16 protein-coding genes and 2 pseudogenes are annotated in these 25,014 nt (G+C 65.7%); 7 read left to right on the top strand and 11 right to left on the bottom strand.

Annotation, left to right across the window (positions count from 1 at the left end; genetic code table 11):
* Nucleotides 1-3 precede the first annotated feature (3 nt).
* Nucleotides 4-1,230, bottom strand: a complete 1,227-nt coding sequence (fxlM, locus tag FREUN1FDRAFT_RS16500; protein ID WP_006541248.1) for a methyltransferase, FxLD system — start codon at nt 1,228-1,230, stop codon at nt 4-6.
* 889 nt (nt 1,231-2,119) lie between these two features.
* Nucleotides 2,120-3,034 carry a 5'-3' exonuclease H3TH domain-containing protein gene (locus FREUN1FDRAFT_RS16495; RefSeq protein WP_006541247.1) on the bottom strand — a complete coding sequence of 305 codons (915 nt, stop codon included), beginning with the start codon at nt 3,032-3,034 and terminating at the stop codon, nt 2,120-2,122.
* 164 nt (nt 3,035-3,198) lie between these two features.
* Between FREUN1FDRAFT_RS16495 and FREUN1FDRAFT_RS16490 the strand changes: the two genes are divergently transcribed.
* The gene (locus tag FREUN1FDRAFT_RS16490) at nt 3,199-4,362 is read left to right on the top strand and encodes an MFS transporter (protein ID WP_006541246.1); all 1,164 of its coding nucleotides are present in this window, start codon (nt 3,199-3,201) and stop codon (nt 4,360-4,362) included.
* A gap of 164 nt (nt 4,363-4,526) precedes the next feature.
* Entirely contained in the window at nt 4,527-5,909 is a 1,383-nt protein-coding gene (locus FREUN1FDRAFT_RS16485) for a protein kinase (protein ID WP_006541245.1), read from the top strand.
* Nucleotides 5,910-5,944: 35 nt separating this feature from the next.
* On the opposite strand, the gene FREUN1FDRAFT_RS46400 is transcribed toward FREUN1FDRAFT_RS16485, so the two are convergent.
* Together FREUN1FDRAFT_RS46400 and FREUN1FDRAFT_RS16475 are read right to left on the bottom strand one after the other, a co-directional pair.
* Entirely contained in the window at nt 5,945-8,380 is a 2,436-nt protein-coding gene (locus FREUN1FDRAFT_RS46400) for a site-specific integrase (protein WP_006541244.1), read from the bottom strand.
* The gene (locus FREUN1FDRAFT_RS16475) at nt 8,377-9,612 is read right to left on the bottom strand and encodes a site-specific integrase (RefSeq protein ID WP_006541243.1); all 1,236 of its coding nucleotides are present in this window, start codon (nt 9,610-9,612) and stop codon (nt 8,377-8,379) included. Before FREUN1FDRAFT_RS16475 ends, FREUN1FDRAFT_RS46400 begins: the two co-directional genes overlap by 4 nt.
* Nucleotides 9,613-9,959: 347 nt before the next feature.
* On the opposite strand from FREUN1FDRAFT_RS16475, the pseudogene FREUN1FDRAFT_RS16465 reads away from it, so the two are divergent.
* A pseudogene (locus FREUN1FDRAFT_RS16465) lies at nt 9,960-10,550 on the top strand (IS5 family transposase); the annotation flags it as partial.
* Nucleotides 10,551-10,754: 204 nt separating this feature from the next.
* Here the strand turns inward: FREUN1FDRAFT_RS16465 and FREUN1FDRAFT_RS46395 are convergent.
* The 5 genes and pseudogenes from FREUN1FDRAFT_RS46395 to FREUN1FDRAFT_RS16445 all read right to left on the bottom strand — a co-directional run.
* A pseudogene (locus FREUN1FDRAFT_RS46395) lies at nt 10,755-11,113 on the bottom strand (IS21 family transposase); the annotation flags it as partial.
* A gap of 435 nt (nt 11,114-11,548) precedes the next feature.
* Nucleotides 11,549-12,403: a mycofactocin-coupled SDR family oxidoreductase gene (locus tag FREUN1FDRAFT_RS16460; protein WP_006541239.1), complete on the bottom strand. Its 855-nt coding sequence runs from the start codon at nt 12,401-12,403 to the stop codon at nt 11,549-11,551.
* 710 nt (nt 12,404-13,113) lie between these two features.
* Nucleotides 13,114-14,754: an AMP-binding protein gene (locus FREUN1FDRAFT_RS16455; protein ID WP_198144348.1), complete on the bottom strand. Its 1,641-nt coding sequence runs from the start codon at nt 14,752-14,754 to the stop codon at nt 13,114-13,116.
* Nucleotides 14,755-14,825: 71 nt separating this feature from the next.
* The gene (locus FREUN1FDRAFT_RS16450) at nt 14,826-15,236 is read right to left on the bottom strand and encodes an ester cyclase (RefSeq protein ID WP_006541236.1); all 411 of its coding nucleotides are present in this window, start codon (nt 15,234-15,236) and stop codon (nt 14,826-14,828) included.
* Between the two features lie 390 nt (nt 15,237-15,626).
* Nucleotides 15,627-17,474, bottom strand: a complete 1,848-nt coding sequence (locus tag FREUN1FDRAFT_RS16445; protein WP_006541235.1) for a long-chain fatty acid--CoA ligase — start codon at nt 17,472-17,474, stop codon at nt 15,627-15,629.
* 322 nt (nt 17,475-17,796) lie between these two features.
* Here FREUN1FDRAFT_RS16445 and FREUN1FDRAFT_RS16440 point away from each other — a divergent pair, with 322 nt between their 5' ends.
* The 3 genes from FREUN1FDRAFT_RS16440 (at nt 17,797) to FREUN1FDRAFT_RS16430 (ending at nt 23,138) form a co-directional block, all read left to right on the top strand.
* Nucleotides 17,797-19,914: a hydantoinase/oxoprolinase family protein gene (locus tag FREUN1FDRAFT_RS16440; RefSeq protein ID WP_063745313.1), complete on the top strand. Its 2,118-nt coding sequence runs from the start codon at nt 17,797-17,799 to the stop codon at nt 19,912-19,914.
* Nucleotides 19,911-22,178, top strand: coding sequence for a hydantoinase B/oxoprolinase family protein (locus FREUN1FDRAFT_RS16435; protein WP_006541233.1), 2,268 nt, complete (start codon nt 19,911-19,913; stop codon nt 22,176-22,178). Before FREUN1FDRAFT_RS16440 ends, FREUN1FDRAFT_RS16435 begins: the two co-directional genes overlap by 4 nt.
* A 216-nt stretch (nt 22,179-22,394) precedes the next feature.
* On the top strand, nt 22,395-23,138 hold the full coding sequence (locus FREUN1FDRAFT_RS16430; protein ID WP_198144346.1) for an SDR family NAD(P)-dependent oxidoreductase: 744 nt from the start codon (nt 22,395-22,397) through the stop codon (nt 23,136-23,138).
* A gap of 7 nt (nt 23,139-23,145) precedes the next feature.
* Here FREUN1FDRAFT_RS16430 and FREUN1FDRAFT_RS16425 read toward each other — a convergent pair whose 3' ends face one another.
* Together FREUN1FDRAFT_RS16425 and FREUN1FDRAFT_RS48060 are read right to left on the bottom strand one after the other, a co-directional pair.
* Entirely contained in the window at nt 23,146-23,691 is a 546-nt protein-coding gene (locus FREUN1FDRAFT_RS16425; protein WP_198144345.1) for a TetR/AcrR family transcriptional regulator, read from the bottom strand.
* 179 nt (nt 23,692-23,870) lie between these two features.
* A complete protein-coding gene (locus tag FREUN1FDRAFT_RS48060) occupies nt 23,871-24,173 on the bottom strand; it encodes a transposase (protein ID WP_157474856.1) in 303 nt (100 codons plus the stop codon).
* A 197-nt stretch (nt 24,174-24,370) separates the two neighbouring features.
* Here FREUN1FDRAFT_RS48060 and FREUN1FDRAFT_RS16420 point away from each other — a divergent pair, with 197 nt between their 5' ends.
* Entirely contained in the window at nt 24,371-24,850 is a 480-nt protein-coding gene (locus FREUN1FDRAFT_RS16420) for a PaaI family thioesterase (protein ID WP_083828711.1), read from the top strand.
* Nucleotides 24,851-25,014 lie beyond the last annotated feature (164 nt).

Here is a 25,014-nt window from a genome sequence, read left to right as displayed (position 1 = left end):
AACTCAGGGCCAGCGGACGACGACAGCGCCATGCCGTTTCGGCACCAGCCCCACGGACGGCGCCGGCGTCCCCGCGGCCTTCGGGACGTACTGGATTCGGGCGGCACCGGAACGGCGGTGATCGCTGGCCCACCGGCGGAGCAGTTCCACGTATTGCTCGGCGACGCGATCAGCGTCGGGACCGTGCGCGACGACGCCGCTCTCGAACCCGCCGGTCTTCTCGTTCGGGCGCTTGGTGCGGTAGGCGAAACTGCCACCGCTGACCAGCGTGGGCACACCTCTGGCGGCTGAGGGCGCGAAACCGCCGTTCTTGACCTGTGTCTCGTCCACATATAGTTGCGCGACCTGAGGAAAATTCGTGACGAGGAAAAGTTCCAGCTCGTCAGGAAGATCGAAGGCCGCTCCGGACCAGCGTTCCAGCCTCGGCGTGTGCAGCGCGTCGCGCAGCCCCTCGACATCGAACTCCTGGGACGGGTCGTCAACCCGAAGCGTGACCTCGTCGGCAATACGGACGAGTCTTTCGTGAAACGTCCCGACACCCTGCATCGGGACGAATCCGCATAGGCGATAGCTGCGGCTGACCAGACCAGCCTCGTCGTCCTCATCGACCCGGTCGAACGCGATCGACCGGGTCAGCCCCCGCAGCCGGAGCGGCACGACGATCCTGCCGCCACCCGCAAGCTGATCGCGCCACGCTGGCGGGATGTCCCAGGCGCCGACGGTCACGATGATCCGGTCGTAGGGTGCTTTTTCGGGTACGCCGGCCTCGGCGTCGGCCGCGACGACCTCGACGCCGTGATAGCCGGCCGCGTCCAGACAGGCACGGGCCCGGCTCACGATCTCCTGGTCGATGTCGACGGACGTCACCGAGCCTCCGCCGCCGACCAGCTCCTGGATGAGGGCGGCGTTGTAGCCGCCCGAGCCAATCTCCAGGACACGCATTCCCGGTTCGAGCTCGGCCTGCTCCAACATGACCGCTTGAATGTGAGCGGCGGAAAGCGAGCTGAGTGCCGCGCCGTTCCCGTCACGTTTGATCACAAGTGCTTTGTTCGCTGCGTAGACCGCCTCCAGCGGTTCGTCGGGTGCGAAAAGGTGCCGGGGCACCCTGCCGACCGCCGCAGCCACCTCCCCGGTCTTGATGGCGTCTCCCGTCGCGCGAAGCTGGTCCACCATCGCGGCCCGCAACGTGGCCGCACTGTCGGTGGCGCTTGAATCTCGGACTGAAGTCATTTTTCGACACCTTAATGAGACGGGAAATGGCAGCCCAGGTCGCTCCTCCGACCTAGAGTAGGGAAGCGGCGAGTAGTTAGGTGGTGGGAATGGTCCGACGATGTTTCGGTGGCAATATCGAGTACGGCCGAGCGAGAATCATGCGACTTGTGCCTCTGTCCAGCGCCAGCCTTTCCATACGCCGATGCTCGCGAATGGTTCGATCGGGAAGAGGCACCGCTTCGGGAAGGCGCGGCCGGCTTCGGCCGCGCCGGAGGATCTGGTCGGCCTTCCGTCTGGTGGTCACGGCCGTGCCGGGTTTGTAGGTATGGGTGATGTGCTCGACCCCGGTTCCGGCCTCGTCGACCTGGCGCGGCTTCCCCCGGTCGGCGAGGGCCAGCTACCGGCGAACGCCGTGTTCTCCAGCACCGCTTTGGGGCGGCGAGACGCTTGCATGCAGGCCAGGTTGACTGACGCAAGAGCATGATCATCTCGTTTCCCTCGGGTGACATGACCCGTCGTGTATGGCACGACACCACGATGGTCGGAGCCCGGGGGCAAGTCATTCCCGCCACCACGAAGCTTCTCTTCGGCCCTCGAGATGCGTCTGACCTGCGCAGACAGCGATGTCGGAGTACATCTCTTCGGCGCGATCATGTCGATTCGTTCGGCTGGCCCGCCAGCCTCCTGAAGGGGTATCGGGCCGCTCGGTGCCGTGGCTGCGGCTGTGACTGGTCAGTACGGTTTCAGGTCCCCGCGCTCACCAGGCCGAAAGACGAGACCGAGGGCGCCGCACATGCACGCCGAACAGGACCCCGTCAGACCCGGCCGCCCGTTCGTCGCGGCGGAACGTCGACGTTGGGAAGGGCAAGGACCCCGCCGGCTGGCCGGTGCCGGTCTGGCGTCGGGTTCATGACGCCATGGACGTGGTCGGCGCCGGTGGCGTGGCCGCCCACAGGCCGAGCTGGGCGATGACGTCGCCGGGAATGGGCAGCGGCGTGGTGGCGATGCCCGTCGGTGTCCGAGGCAGCGGCACATCGCGGCGCATGCGGATCATTGCCCGCCATGTCAGGATCTGCGGCCAGGCTGCCTGGATGGCCGCACCCTTCGCGCCGATGAGCCGGCCGGAGGCGGGCAGGTCCTCGAGGGCCAGGCCGCCGGCCAGCAGGGTGGCGGCGGTCTTCGGTCCGATGCCGCGTACGCCAGGGATGTTGTCGCTGGTGTCCCCGCTCAGGGCGCGCAGGTCGGCGAACTGAGCCGGATGTACTCCGTAGCGGGCGAGGACGTCAGCGGGGCCGATGAGCCGGCTTCCGGGCCGCTGTGCGGTGTTCAGGATCCGGACCGACTGCCGTGTGCCGTCGGAGTCGGAATCAGCGAGGAGCTGGTAGAAGTCCTGGTCCATCGACAGGATCAGGACATCCCGTTCGGCGCAGGTGGCTGCGGCGAGGGTCGCGATGACGTCGTCGGCCTCGACATCGTCGATCTCGATCCAGGCGATCCCGAGCAGATCCAGGCCGGTCTTGACGTCGGCGAGTGCTTCCAGCGGCCGGCGGGCGGGGTCGCTGGTGTCGCGGTTGGCCTTGTAGCCGGCGTCGCTGGCCTGTCGCTCGGCGGAGCCGTGCTCCCCGTCGAACACAACGAGGATCTCCGGCCAGCTGTCGAGTTCCGCGGTCACCGCCTTGCGCAGGAGTGCGAAGAACATGAACTGGGTGGTGATGTCGCGCCGCTCGGCGTCCCGGGAGTAGATCTCCGCAGGGGTCCCGAAACAGGCGCGAAACAGGAGGTTATGACCGTCGATGAGGAACAGGGGTATTCCGGTTGTCATCACCACACCGCTTTCAGAAATGCGTCAGCGACCGTGGTGGGCCGGAAGTCCCGTGACCGGTAGTACGCAGCGCCACACGTAGTGGCATAGCGTACCGGGTCGGTCGGCCTGTGTGCGGGCCGCGTCCCAGCCTGACCGCGCAGCGGTTTCAGGCGGACGTGAAAATGGCGGGTGGTAGCGTGCGCCGGGTGCGGGATCAAGATCGCCGCAATCTGCTCCTCGCGTACGCCGTAAGCGCGGCGGGCAGTGGGGTCGGGTCCGGGGCGCTGCCGATCGTCGCCGTTCTCGTTCTGTACGCCTCCGCGTTCGAGGTGTCGTTGCTGTCCGGCCTGGCCGGGCTGGCCGCCGCGGCGGTTCTGCTGCCGTTGGGCGCCGGTATCGAGCACCGACGCAAACGCCCTGTCATGATCGCGGCCGATCTGGTGCGGTTCGCCGCGCTCGCGAGCGTGCCCGCCGCTGCCGCGCTGGATCTCCTGACCTACCCGCAGCTGGTCGCGGTCGGGGCCATCTCCACCACGGCGTCGATCGCCTTCGCCGCCGCCAGCGGAGCGCATCTGAAAGCGATGACGGATCCGGCAGGTCGCCTGGCGACGAACAGCTGGTTCGAGACCACCGACTGGATCTCCAATATGGCTGGTCCGCCGGTGGGAGGGCTGCTGATCGGAGGTCTCGGGGCCACCGCGACGATGGCTCTCGACGCCGTCTCCTACCTCGGTTCCGCTCTTGGCGTGCGGCGGCTCCGGGCGAGCGAACCACCACCGCCCGAGCGCTCCGCCGACTCCGGTATCCGACCCGGATGGCGCTACATCCTCGCTCACCCCGGGTTGCGGCCGCTGTTCTTCAACGCGATGCTGTTCGGCGGCCCGGTGGTCATGACCATTCCGTTGCTCGCGGTCCTCATCCTCGATGATCTCCGGCTGTCCGTGTTCGCCTACGGGCTGTCCCTGGGCGTGCCGTGTCTCGGTGGGATCGCCGGGTCCCGGCTCGCGCCGGTTCTGGCCCGCAGGTACGGGCAGCGGCGTGTGCTGCTCGTCGCCGGCGCGGCGCGCGCTCCCTGGCTGCTGCTGTACCCGCTCGCTCCCCACGGCCTCACCGGACTGGTGATCATTATCGCAGCGGACACGGCGATCCTGACGTGCGCGGGAGTGTTCAACCCGGTGTTCGCGACCTACAGGATGGAGGTCACCGCCGACGCCTACATGACCCGCGTACGGACCGCCTGGGGAATCAGCGCCAGGACCGTGCAGCCTTTACCGAACTTGGATCTCGATGCTCACGGCCCTGTGATGGGCTCAGGAACGCCGCCGGCTGTCGTCGGGCCGAGCTGACCGTTCTTGCTGGGTGGTCAGTCCGACGAGGACCTTGGCGAGGGCGGCGAACCCGTCGGCGTGGTCGAGGGCGTAGCTGTCGCCGGTCGCCTCATGACGCCCAGTTCACCAGCCCGGCATCCGATCTGGGAAGATCGAACGCCCTCCGGAAAGGCTTCTGGCTCGTGAGACCACCGAGAACCGTCTTCAAGCGCAACGACCGCTTCGGCGAGTACCTGCTCGTCGACTATCTCGGCGGTGGGGGCAGCGGCGAGGTCTGGCTCGCCACGAACAGCAGACAAGAACGCTGGGCGATCAAGCTCTTCAAGGCGAGGCCGAACAAGGGCAATGTGCTCTACCAGCGGTTCCTCAACGAGGTCGAGCGCGTACGGGAGTTGACCGACGTCAAGGGCATCGTTCCAGTGGTCGACGCCCATCTTCCCGATCACCCGAGGGATGGCAGGGCCTATCTGGTCATGCCGCAGGCATTGGGATTGAAGCAGCACCTCGCCGGGGCACCCATCACCGACCTCATCGGCGCGTTCGCCGCTCTGTCTGGAACGCTCGCGACGCTTGCGGCACGGAGGATCTCGCATCGCGACATCAAGCCCGAGAACCTGTACTGGTACGACGACGGGCCAGCGCTGGGTGACTTCGGGCTGGTCAGCGCGCCTGGTCAGGAAGCGCTGACGGACAACGATCGCAAGCTCGGCCCGCATTGGTACATCGCCCCCGAGATGCTCGACCATCCCGCGGATTCCGACGGCCGGGCCGCCGACGTCTACTCTCTCGCCAAGACCCTCTGGGTGCTTGCAACCGGCCAGACCTATCCCATCCCAGGGATGCATCTGTCGGGGGTCCGGGGGCACCGCATCACCGACTACGTTGAGGTACGCCGCGGCGACCTCCTCGATCGTCTGGTCGAGCACTGCACCGCCCACGACCCTCACGAAAGGCCCACGATGGAAGAGCTGCACCAGAATCTCGAGTCGTGGCTCGATCCGGAACCTCCACGAAGCGGGCCGCGGCCGAGCCTCGCGGAGCAAGCGCGGGAACTGCGCACGCTCACCGAACCGGTCGTGGACGCGCGGGCGGAGCACGCACGGCTCGGGGAGGTTCTCCTTGCCTCGGCAGCGGCGTGGGCATCCTCCGCCGCGGGGCTGGCGACCTGGCTGCACGACGATGGATTCACAGAGGCGAACCGGTTCACAATTGGCCGCGATCACTTTGCAGCGGCAGCGCTCGGTGTGAACATGTCTCGAGGACAGTGGCTCGCTACCGCGATCCTCACGACGAATCAAAGCGGGCCCCGCAGTGTCACGCTCAATATCCTGTTCACAGTTTCTGAACAGATAGGGAACCGGCGGTCGAGGCTCGTCGCTGGAATCTATATATCGGCGTCGCCCATGCGTCCGCCGCTCGAGGTTGTGTGGCGAGGTGAGAAGCAGAGTTTCGTGCCGTCAGCCGATGCTGAAACGGTCATGTCGAGCATGACCGCGGAGCTGGAGGCCCAGATCCCCCACGCCGTCAACCGTCTCATCGAGCTCGCGAGGACGACTGCCGATTAGGCTTGTAAGATCTCGAGCTGGCCCAACATCGGCCGTCACGTTGAGTCCCGCGAGGGGCTGCCGATGATCGGGATGCCGAGGTCGGTGATCCGGCCGGGTGGGCTTGGCGGCTTACGGTCGAGGCTGCTGAGCTTGGTCTTCGCGGCGTTCAGGCTGACTTGGAGGCCTTGGACCTCGCCGAGCCATCCGTTCGTGCGGGCTTCGGCGACGCGGTCCTGGAGGTTGCGGACGATCCTGGTCAGGCGGGGCCGGGCGCCGGGGTCGAGGCGCAGGCTGGGGCAGCGGATGCAGGCGTGCTCGTGTTTGCAGGGGGTGCCGTAGGGGCGTCCGCAGGTGCCGAGCTCGAGCTTGCGCAGCTCGAAGTGCTGCTGGAAGTCCTGCCATTCCTCGTCGGTCGGTTCGCGGTATTCGGCTTGGGGTCTGACTGCGCGGCGCTGGTCGAGGAACGCCCGGTAGGCGCGGACGAGGTCGTCCTGGAACACCGCGAGGTAGGCCTGGGTGGTGGTCAGGCTGTGATGGCCGAGCAGGCAGGCGGCGATGTGGACCGGGAGACCGCCCGTGACGGCCTCGGTGGCGAACATGCGGCGGAAGTCGTGTGGGGTGTAGCGCAGGGGTCGGTTGGCGGCGTCGACGAGGCCGGCCCGGTCGATCGCACCGGCGAGGAGGCTCTCGATGGCGCCGTAGCCGATCACTGCGGTTCGCCAGCCAGCTCTCCGTTGGAACAGGTGCGGCAGCGGCGGCCCTTCCGAGCGCTCTTGGGCGTCATAGCGGCTGGTCAGCGGAATCGTGCCGCCGCCGATAGCCCGGAGCCGGGTCACGATCGTCGCGAGGACGCTGGCGAGTTCGGGGCTGACGAGCAGGAGCCGTTCCTCGTTGCTCTTGGACGGCACGATCTGCAGAAGCGGGATGGTCTCGCCGGTGTCCGGGAGTCGGTAGGAGACCAGCGCGAGGTGCGTGATCTCGAGCAGCTCCTCGATCCGCACGCCGGTGTGGCGAAGGGTCTCGATGATGGCCCAGGTCCAGAACGCGTCGTCCTCAGCGCGGGTCACGTCGATCGGCTCACCGCCGGCGGTGTTCTCGATCAGGATCTTTGGGACGCCGGCGTGCGCGCCGCCGCGGGCTGAGGTCCTGGACGCGATGCGGCGGAACGGCCGGCCGCCGTATTCGAAGGTCTCGCCCACCGCCGTCGCACTCGCTGCGGTGAGCAGCGCGGTCTGCTCGGCGAGGTGGCGCTCGACGACGTCGACCAGAGCTGGCAGGTGCGGGAGCCGGTCACGGACTCGTTGGTGCATCGTCGCGGTCGTCTGGCGTCTGGATTTCGCCATGCCGGTGGTGTCGCCGCGGCGGACCGGGCAGGGCACTGCCCAGGGCGCCCAGGAAGGGTCTTCCAGTGCCCATTCTTGGATGTCGAGATAGAAGGCCCGGACCCGCATCAAGACGGCGAACCGGTTGCGGCGCGGGCGCCCGGCCTTCCCTTTCATGGTCAGGAACGACACCCGCTGCTTCCATCCGGCCTCGACGTCTTCTGGTAGGTGCAGGGAGGCGATGCCGGGGTGGTGCCGCTCGATGTCCGCCCAGAAGGTGCCCGCGAGGGTGCGGGCAAGGTCCAGGAACGAGCCGTAGTCCATGGCGGGGCGGCGCTCGTCGAGGTAACGGATCAGCAACTGGCGGATCGGCTCGCACTGGATGCGGTAGAAACCGACGAGTTCGGCGGTCGGGCGCTGGCCGTGGCGCAGCGCCGAGCGCAGGTGCTCGTGCTCGCCCAGGTCGGCGATCCCGTGCAGCAGCCACCAAGCGGTGTGGATGCCAACCGGGGCGGTGCCGTAGGCCGCCATGTTCCAGGCACGATAGGCGAACATGTCCTCCGCGGTGAGCTGGTCCACATCCCGGCCCGTATGCAGAACAATCTTCGTGATGACGATCAGGCCGATCGCCAGGCGGCGGCCCTCGATGCCGTTGCTCGCTGCCTTCCGGTCGATGCGCGTGAACAGGTCTGGGCGCATTACCTGCCGGGCGTAGCTGAAGAGATTGAACGCCTTGTAGTCCGCGAGGAACCCGTAGCTCGGCAGGACGACTCGGTGCAGAAGCAGAGCAAGGAGCCCCTTCCCCAGCTCGTCGCGCTGCGTGATCGTCTTTCGCTGGTCGGTGGGGTCGATTCCGTCGAGCCAGCTCGTCCCGCTGTCTGCCCCGGCGGCGATCCAGCGTTCCTGCCACCCTTGCCCGGGAAAGCTCGAAAGCCAGGTCAGGATCGTGAGCGTTCCACGGGTCCAGGTTCGCTGATCCTTGAGCGCGCCATCACCGGGCCAGAGCGGGGACGACGAGACCAGCGCAAGGATCTCCTCTGGTGGCAACGCGTCAACCGGCCCGACGTGCCGCTGCCCAGAAAAGGAACCCAGTTCGTGCCTGACGAAAACCGGCGCCCGTGTCGACGTGCCGGCGGTAGCCGCCGCGTCCATCGTGGTGGCCGTCATCGCGCGGCTCCCCCGAACAGCACGGCGAGGTCGCCGGCGTCGTAACCCCGTCCCGCCGGCGGCGGCGGAGCAGAGGTGTCTCGGTCCGCGAGGTGCTGGCGGACCCGGCGGAAGACCTCGGCGTCGTCGTCCTCGACGTAGATCTGCGTGGTCGTCAGGTGGACATGACCGAGGATCGTCTGCACATCCCGCAGCGACAGGGCCTCGTCGCGGACCATTCGAATCGCGCAGGTGTGGCGCAGGTCGTGCATGGTCCAGTTACTGCCAAGCTGCTCATTGACGCGGCGCAGGACCGCCCGCAGAGCGTCATAGGTGAACGGCCGCCGTGCGGGGACGCCGTCGTCGCAGCGACGCCTCAGCGTCCACCAGAGCACCGCGTCCGTCGGAAGCCTTCCGATGTCCGCGAGGTAGAGACGCAGCCAGACGAACGCCTCAGGGCTCGCGGGGAGCCACTGCTCGGCGCCAGTGCCCTTGCGGCGGACCCGGATCAACTGGTCCCCCCAGTCGAGATCCGTGCACCGAAGGCCCAGCAGATCGCTCGCCCGGGCGGCCGTGCTGACCGCCAGGGCGAGCAACGCGCGGTCCCGGTTCGAGCGCATCGCGCCGAACAGGTCGTTCCACCGCTCGTCCGGCATCGCCCGCGGAGGGCGCCGGGGGATCTTCGGGTTGTAGCGCAGCCGCCCCTCCGTCCGGAACGGTTCCCGCGGGTTGTGGTGCGCGTGCGGCCGGCGTCCGGTCTGCCGGCTCAGCGGCACCGGATTGACCAGCGGTGCGTGCCCCCGCTCGATCCAGAACCCGTAGAACGTACGCAGCACCGCGTTGCTGTGCCGGATCGTCCGCGGCTGGTAGCTGTCGTCCAGATAGGCCTTGCGGGTGACGGGATTGATTGTCCCCGCGGTGGTGGCCGACTTCGTTCGACGCACTCGCTTGCTGGCGTGCGCCAGCCACAGCACGAAGTCACGCACCTCGGCAGACGTGGCCCGGTCCCACTCCACCCCGACGACGTCGAGGAATCGCCTCCAGCGCAGCAGCGCGTAGCAGTAGCTGCGCACGCTGCCCGCCGTGTAGCCCCGGGCCGCGAAGTCGTGAAGAAATCGCTTGATCGGCACAACCGGGGAGTCATCCGAACCCAGCACCAGCCAGGGCACGACACCTTCATTTGGCACCACCCGACCCCAACCAGGCAGCCGGATCGCCAGGACATCCCGCTCCAGCTCATCGCGAACCACCACGCGGCCTCCCTCCGAAGCTGCGGGAGTTCATATCGATCAAGCCGTCAGCGTCCTCCGCGACACGCAGACCAGGGTCTCCGTAGTCCGGTCAACATTTCGCTATTCATCCTCGCCGGGGGTGGGCTCGTCGCGCTCACCGATGTCAGGACCACGCTGCTCCTCGCCGGACTCGCCTGCACGGTCAGCGCCGCGCTGCTGCCTTACCGGACGCTGTCGATGGTGTCCGCGGGCTCCGGCACGACCCTTCCCGAAGAACCGCAGGTTGGCCCTGGGTGCAGGTGGCCCGTTATGCAGGGAAGCCGTGAGCAGCGCGCGTCCGCACCGACGGACTCCTAGTGGACGCTGTCGGAGTCTGGCAGCGTCTGCACGAGAACCTGCTGGCCGAGTGCAACGCTACCGGCTGCCTCGACCTGCACCGGACGCTGGTCGACTCCTCGCACCTGCACGCGATAAACACCTGCACGCGATAAAGGGGGGACCGCACAGGTCCGAGCCCGGTCAACCGCGGCCACCCCGGCAGAGAACATCATGTGATCACCGACGCGACCGGAGTACCGCTGGCGAGCACCGTGACCGGCGGGAACCGCCACGACGTCACCCAGCTCATCCCGCTCGTCGAGGCCATCCCCGCGATCCGAGGCCGGGCCGGTCGGCCACGAGACCGGCCCCGCTACCTGCTCGCGGACCGGGCCTGCGACCACAACCGTTACCGCCGGCAGCTCAGCCTCCGCCAGATCACCCCGGTCATCGCCCGCCGCGGGCACCCTCACGGCTCCGGACTGGGCACCCAGCGTTGGCCGGTGGAGCGCACGATCTGCTGGCTGCACCAGTTCCGCCGGCTCCGCACCCGCTGGGAACGCAAGGCCGACCTTCACCAGGCCTTCCTCACCCTCGCCTGCTCGATCATCTGCCTCCGGAAACTCCGAGAATCATTCTGAATTCAGCTCTTAGCCTCGCCGCCGCCCGAGACACACTCGCCCAGATCAACAACGTCATCCGACGCCGAAAGACCGCTACGGAGCTCGGTATGCTCAGCTTCCCTCAGATTGCCGCTCGCACCGTCCTCACGACCAGGGCCCAACCGGCCCACCGGGAGAGCCCCACCCACGGCGACAATCCTTGACTATTTGGTTCAGACAAGGCACCCACGGCCGGAACACCCGCCGCCGTCCGACCCCATAGGCCGCCTTCGCCTGGGCCACCGCGCGCCGCGTCGTGCGCGCCGCCCCCGGACAGCCCATGGCCACGAGGTTGTCGTGGACCACATCGGCGCGGATCTTCCCCCGCGACCGCTCGACCAGCTCCTTGATCTCCCCGGGAGCGGGTCTACCACGCTCGCCCGGACCGGCCGCGCACCGCGTACCAGCGCACCCGCGGCACGGGCGGCGACGTACCGGCCGACTGCGTGATGCGAACAGCCCGCGAGCTCACCCGCGTCACGCAACGACCCCGTCAGGTCGTACGCCTGGAGAATGTCCATGATCTCCCCGGCAGACTTCAATCTCGTCCCTTCCCGGGACCGTGCTGAGCTCGGTTCGCACCGCCCAGCACACCGGGAAGGGGACGCCGACCGATCACGACAGGCCGCAACAGACAGTCACAGTGGGCAGATCAACGGGCCGTCAGCGGGCAGTTCTCCTCGCCACCAGCGGGCACCTACACGGCCGTCACTGGGCAGGATCTCGTGGCCGCCGACACCACCCAGCCCGGACAAGTTCCACCGCCTATCGGTGGAACTCCTTCGTGTGCGGCGGTTTTGATCTCGGCACCTGCACTCCTCCCTGGGTCATTATCCCAGCCCAGGCGTGAACAAGGTAGGGCCATGGCAAGGGCGACGGCGTGACCGCGCCCTTGGTCGGGCGCGGCACCGGTAATGAAAACGACTTTGCCGTCTAGTTTTCGGATCTATGATCTATCCTCGAGTGAATCGCACCCATCAGTCGACCGGCGACACGTTGACCCCAGCCATCAGCAGATGACCGGCCTCCACGGGCAGCGTGATACCCGTTATCGATGACGCGAGCTCGGAGTTCAGGAAGAGCGCTGCATTCGCGATGGTCTCAGGGGCCATGAAGGTGCTGCCCTTAAGTGCGCCATAGTGCTTGCCTGCTTTGATGAGATCGTCGATCGTTCCTCCGGGGCCACCTGCGTACATGTCGAAGGCCATCTGGTTTTCAGTCATGCCTGAGCGCACAGCACCGGGATGGATAGAGTTGCAGCGGATGCCATGAGGAGCGAGCTCGAGTGCCACGGTCTTCATGAGTCCCACGACCCCGTGCTTCGCGGCCGTGTAGTGCGCGAAGTTCGGTCCGGGTTCGAGGCCATTGACCGACGAGATCATAACAATCGAACCAGAATTTCGCTCGATCATGTGCGGCGCAACCGCCTTGGCTGATCGCCAAACGCCGCTCAGGTTCACATCGATCATCTCCTCCCACTGGTCATCGGTCAGCTCATAGAACGGCGCCTGCGTCCAAATGCCGGCATTGGCGATCAGGACATCGATCTGCCCCAGATCGGCGATACCCCGCGCGACAGCCGCGTCGAGCTGGGCCTGGTCGCGCACATCGGCCTCCATGGCGACGATGCGACGGCCAAGCGCCTCGACGGCCTCGACGGTCGCGGTCATGTCGTCCGTGCGTGCCATCGGGTAAGTCACCGTCGGCAGGTTCTCCGCCACGTCGACGATGACGATGTCTGCGCCCTCACGTGCCGAGGTCAGCGCGTGAGCTCGTCCCTGGCCCCGACTTCCGCCGGTGACCAGTACTACTTTTCCGTCCAACATTCCCATGATGTGCACCGATCTTCCCTATTGCCGCCCGCCGACGTCGATAGCCGACGGTACGGGCTGTTACCTGATTTGACCGCCGGACTTCAGGCCCCAAATGCTCCCTCACGCAGGAGTAGTGAATCTTCTCGCCGCGATGTGCGAACGACCGGTTATCGTGCGGCTAGTACCGAACGAGCTCCAGGAGTTCATGAAGCCGCTACTACCTTCCTTTCTCGGCACCCGCATACTGGGACTGCGCACGTGGACGAGCGGGCCGTAATCACCACGGTGCTGTACGTGCTGCCGTACGGCCGTGCTCGGCAGAATCTGCCGCTTTCGTTCGGCGGAAACATGCTGGCGCCGTGAGCTGCATGCCGAGAAGGAAAACGACAGTGATGACCAGCACCGATTCCTGCCTGAGTGAGGGATTTGCGCTGCGGATCGCTCACGAAAGCGTCGAGTCCGGTCGAGAAGATCGGTCGCCACCGAAGGAAGCTTGAACGCACGGCGGCCTGGCTCGGCGGCAACCGTCGTATCTCTTCCGCTAGAACGCAGCGGCCACCAATTCCACGCATTCGGCACCTTGGCAGCGACGCTGACCTTCTGGAAGGAATTCGCCACATGAGGCGAGGCTCTGAATCACCGAACGTTGCCATCGCGGGTTTCATCGACGACAGGCGAGAACTTCAGTCGGATGATGCGTGGGACGCGCGGTTCTTTCCACGAGCCGCTCATGTGGCCAGGGTGACACCGTCCGCAAGCGCCGCGCCGCTGCGGCGGTCGGCCGATGGTCGACGAATGGTGATGCCGGCAGCCTCACGGTCCCAGGTCTGGGCGGTGCATCCCTCTTGCCTGAGCTGAAATTTCTGTACCTTGCTCGTTGCGGTTCGCGGCAGATTCGACCGGAACTCGATGAAACGGGGCACCGCGAAGTATGGGACATGGTCGAGAGCCCACCGGCACAGCTGCTCCTCGGTAAGTAGAGATCCCTCGGCCAGGACGGCGGTCACCTTCATACGGTCCTCTGCGACTCCGACGCCGACCTCGTGCACGGCCACCTCGACAAGCTCTGGATGTTGCAGGAAGGACCGCTCGATCTCGTAGCTCGAGATATTCTCTCCACGGTTGCGCAGGTAGTCCTTTTTGCGGTCCACGAAGAACAGGACTCCGTCCTCGATGCGGCCTAGATCACCGCTGTGCATCCACAGATTTCGGAGGACGCGCGCCGTGTCCTCGGGTCGCTTCCAGTAGCCCTCGAACATGACGTGAGGCTGCTTGGGACGAAAGGCGATTTCGCCGACCTCTCCATCGGGCAGGACACGGTCTGCCTCGTCGAGCACCACCACCTCGAAACGATCCGATGCCACCTCACCGCACGAGTCCAGCGGCGGGAGGTGGTCCGGTCCGCGGTACCGGTGCAAAGCCAGCCGTGCGCCCTCAGTGAGCCCGTAGCCGAAGCTGTTGATGTGCTCGACGCCGAACCGCGTCTTCCAGATCTGCCGGATCTCGGGAGCCACTGGAACTCCTGTGACGGCGCGGAGCTGTCCATAGCAGCGAAGCATCTCGGGCGTCTCTTCAGCGTGGGCCAGCAACGGGAAGATCGAGCCCATCAGCAGCGCGTTGCGGGCGCCCGAGCGCTCGATCTCCTTCCAGAATCGCGACACGGAGAACCGGGGAGAGATAGCGATGCGCGTCTTGACTGCGAGAGCGGCGATGATCTGGCTCAGGGCGGATACATGGAACAGGGGCAGGCACGTGTACATGACTTCGCCGGGTTCGGGCGGAACGGCGTCGTTACACTGCAACCCCTGGCTGCACATGTAGTTCTGGCTGACCATGCAGCCCTTCGAAGGGCCAGTCGTGCCCGATGTGAAGATCAGCAAGGACAGGTCCGACGGTCGCACATCCCAGCCCGGTAGCGGGTGATCGCCGCGGTGCACCGACAACGGTAGGACGGAGACCGCTACTCCCGCCAGATTCGACCGCACCTCGCCGTGACAGAGGACCACCCGCAGCTTCGGGAGCTGAGGGACGACGTGCAGGACGTGGTCGAGATACATCGCGTCGCACACGATGACCTCGGCGTCGGACTCCGCCAGCTGATGACGAAGGAACTCGCCACGGTAGGCGATGTTGAGCGGGACCCACACCGCGCCAGCCTTGTTGGCACCAAGCCAGGTGACGATCGACTCGATCGACGTCTCCAGCATGCTGGCCACCGTCGAACCCTGAGTGATCCCCAGGTCGACGAGAGCCTGCGCGAAGCATGACGACTTCTCATCGACGTCGCGAAACGAGAAGGTGTGACCCTCGAAGTCAAGGAACGGCTCGTCAGGAACAACGGCAACCGCTCGGCCGAGCAGGGCCGGCACGGTCAGCCCTTCACCCAGCGAACTCACCGGGTCCGACGCATCTATGGCCGTCATGGTCGCCCCTCCTGGCATCAACGCAGACCGAGCTGCTTGAGAAGATCGTAGTTGTTCCAGTAGTCGCGATTCGCCAGGATCTTCCCGTTGCGCACCTCGCCAACCGAGGCGCACGGGACCTTGAAGGTCCGACCCGTTGCAGGCATGCCCGGCAGATCGTGATTATGCGTGCCCTCCATGTAGCCCTCGAGCCCGAAACCGTCCTCGGTCGCGTAGATGCGGTTGACGACCCAGTTCACGTCGAGGCCGTTCATCGTCGTCAGGTAGAACTGCTTTGTGGCCTCGATGCCGACATGCACCTGCCCTAGGGCCCGGTCCTCGTAGACGATGTCATCGTCATAAAAGGTCCAGATCCGCTCGAAGTCTCGATCCTGGCATGCCTGGACGTACCCGCGGATGAGCTTCTCGGTCTGCGGGTCGTTGGCCATGATATTGCTCCTTCGCCTTCTCTTCCGTGACGGCCTGAGGCCGCGTCAACGAGTGCACGCGGGAGAGGCCTTGCGGCGACACATTCCCACAAAGACAGATATTTTTCAAACTATGGCATTGCGGCAAGCACCACAAGCGCCGCGTCCGGCATTACTATCGGTGAGCACCTGGCGGACGTCGAGCGACTCCCCGGGGCCGGTGCCGAGGATTCGGCCGACGCTTGACTCGCTCGCCGCCCTGCTGCTCCTTGAACTCGGCCCGCGATTGCGCGATCGGCCCCGCCTGCTCCACCACCAACGCCGCGAGCTCGCTATAGGAAGACCCCCGGGCCCTCTCAGCCAACGGGCGTCGACCTGCGGCTTCATGCCCCTCAGGGCGGTTGTCGCCGATCAAGCCGCGTACAAGCTCTCGATGATCTCGCCGTACTCCGCGGTAACGATCCTTCTCCTGATCTTGGCCGTCGGAGTCAGGATTTCGTTTCCGGGCTCCCAGGCCAATCCGACGATCGCGAACTTCTTGACCTGCTCGTTGCTGTTGAGACGGGCGTTTCCGCGCTCGACGGCGGCAGCCACTTCTGCCTGGATCAACTCATGGTCGATCACGTCCTGCGGAGACCGTCCAGCCATCTCGGGCCGCTGATCGATGAAGGTCTGCAGCGCGACCGGGTCGAGCGTCGCCACTCCGGTGACATATCGCCGCGACTCCCCGATGGCCACGAACTGTGCGATCAGCGAGCTCTCTTCCAGAATGGCAGTCTCGATCACGGCGGGCGACATGTTCTTGCCGTGCGAATTAATGATTATCTCCTTCTTGCGGTCGACCACCCATACGAACCCTTCGTCGTCGATCCTCGCGATGTCGCCCGTCCCGACCCAGCCGTCGGCGTCGATCACCTCTACCGTCTTCTCAGCGTCCTTGAAGTATCCCGAGAAGTTCAGCGGACCGCGGCAGAAGAGCTCACCGTCGTCGGCGATTCGCAGCTCCACGCCCGGCAACGCCTTCCCCGCGCTACCGGTCTTGAAGTCGTCGACCCGGTTGAAGATATTCAGCATGACCTCCGTCGCCCCATAGGCCTCGAGCATCGGAGTCCCGATCGCCCGGAAGAAATGCACAAGCTCGGGTGCCACGGTCGCACCCCCGATGATGACGACGTCGAGCTGGTCCAGCCCGACTTTGGCCAGGATCGGCCTGAAGAGCTTGACGCTCTGCTCACGTCGCTCACGCAGCTGCGCCAGGTCGGCCACGGTCTCGGCGGAGCCGGCGTCCTCGGCATGGGAGAGGCGCAGACCGAGCTGGAGGGCGTCTTTCAGCGCGCGACGGGAGTCGTCGGGCTCAGCCTCGATCAACGACTCGATGGCGGCCTGGAGCTTCTCGTACACCCGGGGAGACGACGAGAAGAGATCGGGATGGACGTCGACGAGTGCTGCGGACACGTCGTTCATCTCGGGACAGACGGTTATCGTCGCGCCATACGCCAGAGCGTAGTGGTGGCTGTTGTTACGTCCGCCCGCGTGGGCCATCGGCAAGAAGGAGATTAAACCCCGACGCGGCAGGGGGATGGCCGCATCGATGGCACGCAGTCCTTCGACGATCATTCGGTGCGACCAAATAGCTGCCTTGGGCTGCCCCGTCGTGCCGGACGTGTAGATGATGCACGCGATGTCCTCGGGATCGATCGCCTGCCACGAGGCGTCGACGTCGAACTCGTCGTTCGGGGTCGCCTCGACCTCGGCGAAGGAGATCTGATTCCCCGTAAGGGCCGGCCCCTCGCCGTCGGGATCGGCGACCACGATGTGGCGCACCTGATCACCCAGTCGCGCGACGGCCTGCGCCACCTTGTCGAGGTAGCGGGCCTCAGTCACGACGATCTCGGCTTCGGCATGGCCAATCTGGAAGACAATCTGGTCGAGGGACGAGCTGTTGAAGATTCCGAAGGGCACTGCACCCAGGTGGCTGAACGCGTAGTCCACGAGATGGTTCTCCACCAGGTTTCGCATCAGCACCGCCACTCGCTCACCTCTACGGCAGCCGATCTTCGCCAGGCTGCCCGCCAGGCTGCGCACGCGGTCACCGAACTCGGCCCACGTCAGCTCCACACCTCCACCGATCGTGCGGATGCCGACCTTGTCGGGGTGGGTTGCCACGGTGCGCTGGAAGGCTTCTGGCAGAGTCATCGCCTTCAGGGGGGCGCCGCGCGCGCTACGGACCGTGCCCTCAGATGCCGTGGTCGATGTCACTCCTGCTCCCTCGTCCCTCTGCCAGCCATCCGAACAGTTTTTCGATACGTTAAGTCTCAAAATCTAGCTGCCCGCTACCTGCGCCGCAAGCATCCATGACATCCCGACCGACAGCCAGCGGCGAGACCCCACGGGTGGGGCGCCGCCGACGCCCTCGGTGGACCCTCCGCCACTCGGCACCCCTTGACACCTGTGACCTGCACCATACAGGGTATTGCGACAGATAGTCTCACGATTGCCGAGGGCGTCGTCGTACCCGACCCGCCGACACGAACAGGGGGCTTCACGCCTTGAAAATGATGTCCGCGCGGGGATGCATCGCGTGAGCTACGTAGTAGGAGTCGACATCGGGGGCACCTTCACCGACTGCGTCGCGATCGATCCCAGCGGACGCGTCCTCACCGCCAAAGCCCTTTCCACACATGCCTCCTCGCCCGTGGTGGGGGTGATGGCAGGCCTCGAGCAGCTGGCGCGAGGCGCTGGCGAGTCTCTCGACTCCTTCGTGGCCGCGATCGATCGGTTCAGCCACGGAACGACGATCGGCACGAATCTCGTGGTCGAGCGCAACGGCGCCCGGGTCGGCGTCGTCGCGACCCGAGGGCACGGCGACGCACTGTCGATGATGCGTGGCCGCGGCCGCACCGCAGGAGTGGCAGCGGATCTGCGCGCGAACGTCCGCGACACGGACAAGCCCGTCCCCATCGTCCCGCGTCGCCTCATCGCAGAGGTCCCAGAGCGTGTCACCCGGGACGGCACCATCCTGGCACCGCTGGACGAGGACTCAGCGCGCGAAGTGATCAGCGACCTCATCGATAGAGGCGTCGATGCCATCTCGATCGCACTCCTGTGGTCATTCCGCAACCCTGAGCATGAGCTTCGGCTGCGCGAGCTCGTCCACGAGATCGACCCCCGGCTCTACGTGAGTCTCTCGTCGGAGATCGCACCTCGCCAGGGCGAGTACGAGAGGACCGTCGCGACCGTCATCAACTCCTACGTGGGCCCAGCATCGAGCCGATACCTGACCGAGCTGGCAGAGGAGCTGAGCCGAAGAGGGATCCGGCGCGCGCCATTCATCATGCAGTCCAATGGTGGCGTTCTGCCCGTCGCAGTGGCGTCACGGCTCCCGATCCAGACGATCGGTTCCGGGCCCGCTGGCGGACTCGCGGGGACGGCGACCATTGCTCGTCGCAGCGGTCACCAGAACGTGATCGCGACCGACATGGGTGGGACGTCGTTTGAGGTCGGTCTGCTAATCGACGGCAGGCCGATCCTGTCTAGCGAGAATGTCATCGAGCAGTACACGTTCAAGGTCTCGCAGCTCGACGTGCGGTCCATCGCGTGCGGCGGCGGCTCGATCGCGCAGGTCGATCCGCACAGCGGAGGCCTGAGGGTCGGTCCCGAGTCGGCGGGGTCCTCGCCCGGGCCCGCGTGCTACGGGTTCGGGAGTCGGCCCACCGTCACCGACGCGGACGTGGTGCTGAGGCTGCTCGACCCCGATGAGTTCCTCGGCGGCCGCATGGAGCTGAACGCACAACGGGCCGCCGACGCCGTCCAGGCACTCGCCGACCAACTTGGCCTCTCGCTAGAGGAGACAGCCTCTGGGATCCTGCGCGTCAACAATCACAACGCGGCGACCCTCATCCGCCAGCGCACGATCGAACAAGGCGTCGATCCGCGCGACTTCACCGTGTACGCCTTCGGAGGCGCCGGACCGGTGCACGCCTTTCACTTCGCGGAGGAATTGGGAGCCGACCATGTCGTGATTCCCATGGGCAACGGCGCGTCAACCCTATCAGCTTACGGGATCGCGGCGAGCAACGTCATGCAGGTGTTCGAGCGCGAGTGCTCAATCACGGCACCGTTCGACCTTCATGCACTCGGCTCCATCGTGGGCTCGCTCGAAGATCAGGCCCGAGCCGCTATGCGCGAGGCCGGCTTCTCGGACGAACAGGTGACAGTTGAGTACACCGCACTGGCACGCTACGCCGAACAGTACCTCCAGGAGCTCGAGCTCTCCCTGCCGCCGCTGACCGGCGATCCCGCCCAGACCTCCCGGACCTTGACAGAAGCCTTCCGAAGTCAGTATAAGCGACTATTCGGCGAGGCGGCGCTTGCAGTATTCCAGACGATCGAGATCTTCGCCATCCGCGTCACGGCTCGCGTCGACCTGGACACGCAGTCGATCCCGGCCGTTGCAGCTGCCGGACAGCCTGCCACTGACCATGCCGAGCCGGCCCGATTCCGAAACGTCTTCTGGCCCGGCACCGAGGCATGGCGACGCACGGCTGTGTACGAGGGCGCACCGCCTACGGGCCAACGCATTTACGGCCCGTCAGTCGTTCAACTCGCCCACACCAGTATCTCCGTGGCGCCGGGTCAACACCTCGAGACCGATGCGATCGGAAACGTCGTCCTTACCCTGAGGAAGAAGAAGGCATGATTCTCACAAATGTAGCCACGAGCGAAGAGGTCGCATTGTGGGACGGCACGACCCGTGGTTACGTGCCGCGTGAGCCGCTGCCCATCAACGCATCGTTGAATCTTCACCAGGGTAGCGACAGCGACGTTGACCCAATCACCTACGAGGTCGTACGTAATGCCCTGACGAACATTAATCTCGAGCATGCCGACATGCTGCAACGTCTGAGCCTGTCCCCAATAGTGATGCTCGCGCGCGACTTCCAAGCGTCGCTGCTCACCGAAGACGCCGATCTGGTGTGCATCGGTGCGGGCGTCGTCTACTTCTCCAACCAGAACGCGCTGACGATCAAATATATCCTCGAGCACTTCGAGGAGGGAGAGATCCAGGCGGGAGACATGTTCCTCGCCAGCGACCCGTACATCGGCTCCGCCCACCAATCCGACGTCACCATCATCGCTCCCATCTTCAGCGACGGTCGGCTCTTCGGCTGGATAGCTAACTCCATGCACTTCTCGGACGTGGGAGGTTCGGTCCCGGGCAGTCAATGCGTCGGTGCGACCGACGTGTGGCAAGAACCGATGCTGGTTCCTCCGATCACCTTGATCCGCGACGGCAAGCTGCGCCGCGACATTGAGAGTATGTTCGTCCGTCAGAGTCGATATCCGACCATGACCCGGATGGACGTCCGGGCTGCCGTGGGTGGTGCGACGGCCACTCGCGACAAGGTCGAGCGGCTCTTAGAACGGTACGGGGCCGACGTTGTCAAGAGCGTCATGCGTCGTGTGGTCGACGCCGGTGAGCGCCTGTTCGTCGAGCGACTCCAGGCGATCCCCGACGGTCGGTGGTCACACCGTACCTACATCGAGGGCGCATTCCCGGGCGACCGCCAGATCCACGCCCAGCAGATCACCATCACCAAACGCGGCGACTGGCTGATGGTCGACAACGAGGGCACCGCCCCGCAGCTGGGCGGCGGCAATATCACCTTCGCCGGCCTTAGCGGCATCGTGCTCGCCGCGATCACCCAGCAGATGGTTCCGGACCTGGCCGGCGCCTACGGCGGCGCCTACCGGCGCGTCGTTTTCAACCCCACGTCCGGTTTGATGAACTGTGCCGAGTATCCAGGGGCGGTCAGTGCCTCAGGTATCCGCATGGCCGCCGTTCAATGCAACGTCGCTGGTGCGGTCGTAAGTAAGATGCTCGCGTGTGGTGACGACGTCGCTCGATCACTTCCGCTGGGCCCGTGCTCGCCGAACCTCAACAGTCTGATCGGTGCCGGGCTGGACTCGAACGGTTCTCCGTTTCTCCTGATCGACGCCAACGGGCTCATGGGCAGCCTCGCCGGACGCCCCCAGCGAGATGGCGTCGACGCGGGAGGTCAGTGGTGGATCCCTGACGCTATGGCCTACAACTCCGAAGACCTCGAGGCGCAAGGGCCAGTGGTCGTGCTTGCCCGAAAAATGATCAATTCCGGTATTGGCGGCAGCGGCCGCCATCGCGCCGGTGTCGGCTACCACGAGACGCTGATGATCCGCGGCGTGATCGGAGGCGAGATGATTAACTACCAGAATGAGAGCTTCACCACCGGTCAAGGTCTGTTCGGCGGCAACCCGGGCAGCATGGCCCAGTGCCGTATCCTGCGGAAGACGGACGTGCACTCGCAGCTCGCGGCCGAGCGCGTGCCCATCACCATCGAGGAACTCGCCGGCGAGGAGGAGGTGCTCACCCATGTGGGTCCCCCATTCCCTTTCGGCGACGGCGACATAATCCAGTGGGTCTCCCCGGCAGCGCCCGGATACGGCGATCCGCTGTTGCGCGACCCAGCGCTGGTGAAGAGGGACCTAGAGGACCTGCTCGTCGATGTCCCGACCGCGGACCGGGTGTACGGAGTGGTCTTTACAGGCGACCAGGTGGACCTAGCAGCCACCGCAGCTCGGCGTCTGTCTATACGCAGAGAGCGGTTGGGAGGCGCCGAGCCAGGCCAATCGATCGAGGCCCCTTATGATGCTGATCGAGTCGGCGATCTCCTGTACGTCGTCAACGGCAGGTGGTGGTGCAATGGCGCCGACCTCGGGCCGGCCACCGCGAACTACAAGGACCGCGCCTTGACGCGGGACACTCTCATCCGTCACCTGGCACCCGAGCACGAGGTGGCCAACACTGACATGGCCGACCGCGTTCGCCTTCGCGAGTACCTTTGCCCAGTGACCGGTCTACGGATCGACGCTGAGCTGATCGCGGACGACGACGAGCCTCTCCACGACATCCTCATCCAGGTCTGACACCCGGCCCCGCGCATCAGCCGCGGGAGGGGCGCTTCCTGGCGGGCGTTTTGACCAAATGGCCTGAATCAAGACCTACCTTTTGGAAAAGCTTTCAAAAATTAGGATGCCTGGACAGCCCGCCGCCTGAGCGCTGATGCACCCGTCGCAGCACTGACACAGGAGCAGACGATGGCCCCAGAACCGACACAGCCACGCCCTCTGATGACGGGCCGGGTGCTGGTCAGCGGCGGAACCTCGGGCGTGGGGCTCGCCATTGCCACGCAATTCGCCATAGCTGGGGCCGAACGAATCGTTCTCTTGGGTCGCGACACCCGTCGAGGCACCGAGGCTGCGCGCAGCGTCGCTACACACGGCGCGAAGGTTCACTTCGTGACCGGCGATGCTGGCGGCACCCACGACTCCGACAGGCTGGCCGCGGAGGCCGCAGCCTTCCTAGGCGGGCACATCGACACCTTCGCTTCGGCCGTCGCGCCGGGAGGTCACCTCGGCCCGCTCCTGCAGCAAGACCCCGTCGAACTCGAACGGATCCTCCTCGGACTGGTCCTGCCGGTGATGCAGATGAACCGCGCTGTGCTCCCTTTCATGCAGGACCGGGGAGGGACCATCGTCAACGTCGCCTCCGATGCCGCCAAGGTCCCGACGCCGGGTGAGTCCATCGCGGGTGGCGCCATGGCGGCCATCACGATGTTCTCACGTACGCTCGCCCTCGAGGTGAAGCGTCACGGCATCCGAGTGCATTCCGTGACGCCCAGCCTGATCGCCCAGACGCCGACCGCCGACCGGCTGCTGGCCGATGAGTTCGGGGCGAAGATCTTCAACAAGATCACGCAAAAGGCCCAGCTCGGCCTGCCGGTTGCTGACGATGTCGCCGCGGTAGTTCTGTGGCTGGCCGGACCGGCTGCTGCCAGGGTCACCGGTCAGGTGATCAGCGTCAACGGCGGCATCTCCGCAGGATGACCGCAGGTCAATGAGGGGCCAGGATCAGTCGCACCGCGACATCGGCGATCTCGTCGGCGCTGTGTCCCTCGCTGTCTCGGTACCAGCGCGACACCCAGATCGCCATACCCAGCAACAGTCTCGTCGTCACGACAGGATCGGCCTCCGCCAGGACACCGGCGTCGATGGCCCTCGCCACCACGCCCTGCCACATCGACTCGTACTCGTGAGACCACTTCTGCCAGCGTCGGTAGGAGTCCGATTGCACTCCCGTGCCGCCGGCCACCACGGTGAGAAACTCCTTGGTCGTGATTGCCGCGTCGACCTGGATACGCAGCAGGCCCTCCAACGTCGCCCGCGGATCACGATCGGCCTCGATTATCTGGCGCGCCCTTTCACCCAGGTCCGTGGTGTAGCGTTCCAGCACGATGCCGAGAAGATCCTCTTTCGTCGACACCGTGCGGTACAACGTGGCTCTGGAGACGGAGAGCCGCTCGGCAACCGCCTCAATGGACACCGCGCTGTAGCCACCCTGGGAGAACAGTTGAGCGGCGGCACGCGCCACCTCCTCCATGCTGATGACGCTTCGAGGACGCCCGGGACGCCGCAGCTTCGGGTCCCGCATATCAGATCCGGTCATGCCATCCTCCGTTCGACACACCAGGAGCAGCTCCTGGTGCCGCCGTCGACTAGGGCCTGTTTGGGACGTTCATCGGGGTAGCCATTCGTTGATCGCCGGGACGGCGATTGTTACTACTGATGTGCCCGCGCCGCCATCGAGTCCGCCGACACCTCCCAGGTAATCAGCCCGCGGCGTCCGCCTGCGCCTGCAAGCCGGTCAGCACCCGCCTTCCACGTACCGTCACGCTGCCAGTCCCGGAACAGCCCGTCCTTCGTGCGCCAATGCCTATGCTGGGCCGGCGCGTTCTGCCACGGTGTCCCGGTCGGCGTCCGCCACCGGATTCCGTCGATCAGCCGGGGCCGCGTCCACGTCGCAGGCCGGCTCTGACCCTTCCTGTCTGCCTCCGACGCAGCAGAGGCTCCAATACAGCCCACCGGTCGCTCGTCTGGGCATCCCGCGTCGCTTACATGATCGGCGAGGCAGGGCGCCCGGCGACCAGCAGGCACGCAGACTAGCCACTTCCCAGGCGGACACTAGCGCGATAGTATCTGGACAGCATGTATCATATCTTCTCGGCTCGTCGGCCGGTCCATGACCTCGGTCGCGCCGCATCCAACCGTGAGGCAAAGCCGTGACTGTGCAAGCAGACACCGAGGCCTATATTGCCTGGGTGAACTCTCTTCCCCTAGCAGCAAGCTTCGGCATCAAATGCGTGGAAGCTGCGCGAGGCTCGACCACGATGACGCTCGTCGCGTCGCCGATAGCTACCAACCCCAACGGTGCCGTTCACGGCGGCGTTGTCTCGGCTCTGATCGACCATGCCATGGGTACGACGGCGATGACCGTCATGACCGCCCGAGCGGCGCCTGTGACCGCGACGTTGAACATCGACTACCTCGCACCGGCCGTGCCGCCGCTCACCCTGCGCACGACGGTACTCCGGCATAGCCAGGCTCTGGTCTTCATGCAGACGCACGTTCGAAGTGGAGAGCGACTCGTCGATGTTGGCACAGGGACATTCGTACCACGGGCAGACTATCTGCTAGATCCGACAGAGGCGACGGACGACCTACCTGCCTATTACTTCGCCCCCCGGCGATTCGGCGACTAAGCCTCGAGCATTCGCTGCGGCAGTCAGACGAGGAGGGTCCGACACGACATAAAGCGACCGGGGCGCTCAGGCGAGCACGATTGGTCCGAAGTGGATGGTCAGGCCGAGGCGGCGGGTCTCGCTGGTCATGCGACACAGGTTACGCTCGATGAGTGGCCGCATGG

The sequence above is a fragment of the Parafrankia sp. EUN1f genome (assembly GCF_000177675.1).
In the GTDB taxonomy this organism is placed as follows: domain Bacteria; phylum Actinomycetota; class Actinomycetes; order Frankiales; family Frankiaceae; genus Parafrankia.
The sequence above is the reverse complement of the archived record's forward strand: the minus strand, read 5'-3'. Positions and strand labels throughout refer to the sequence as shown.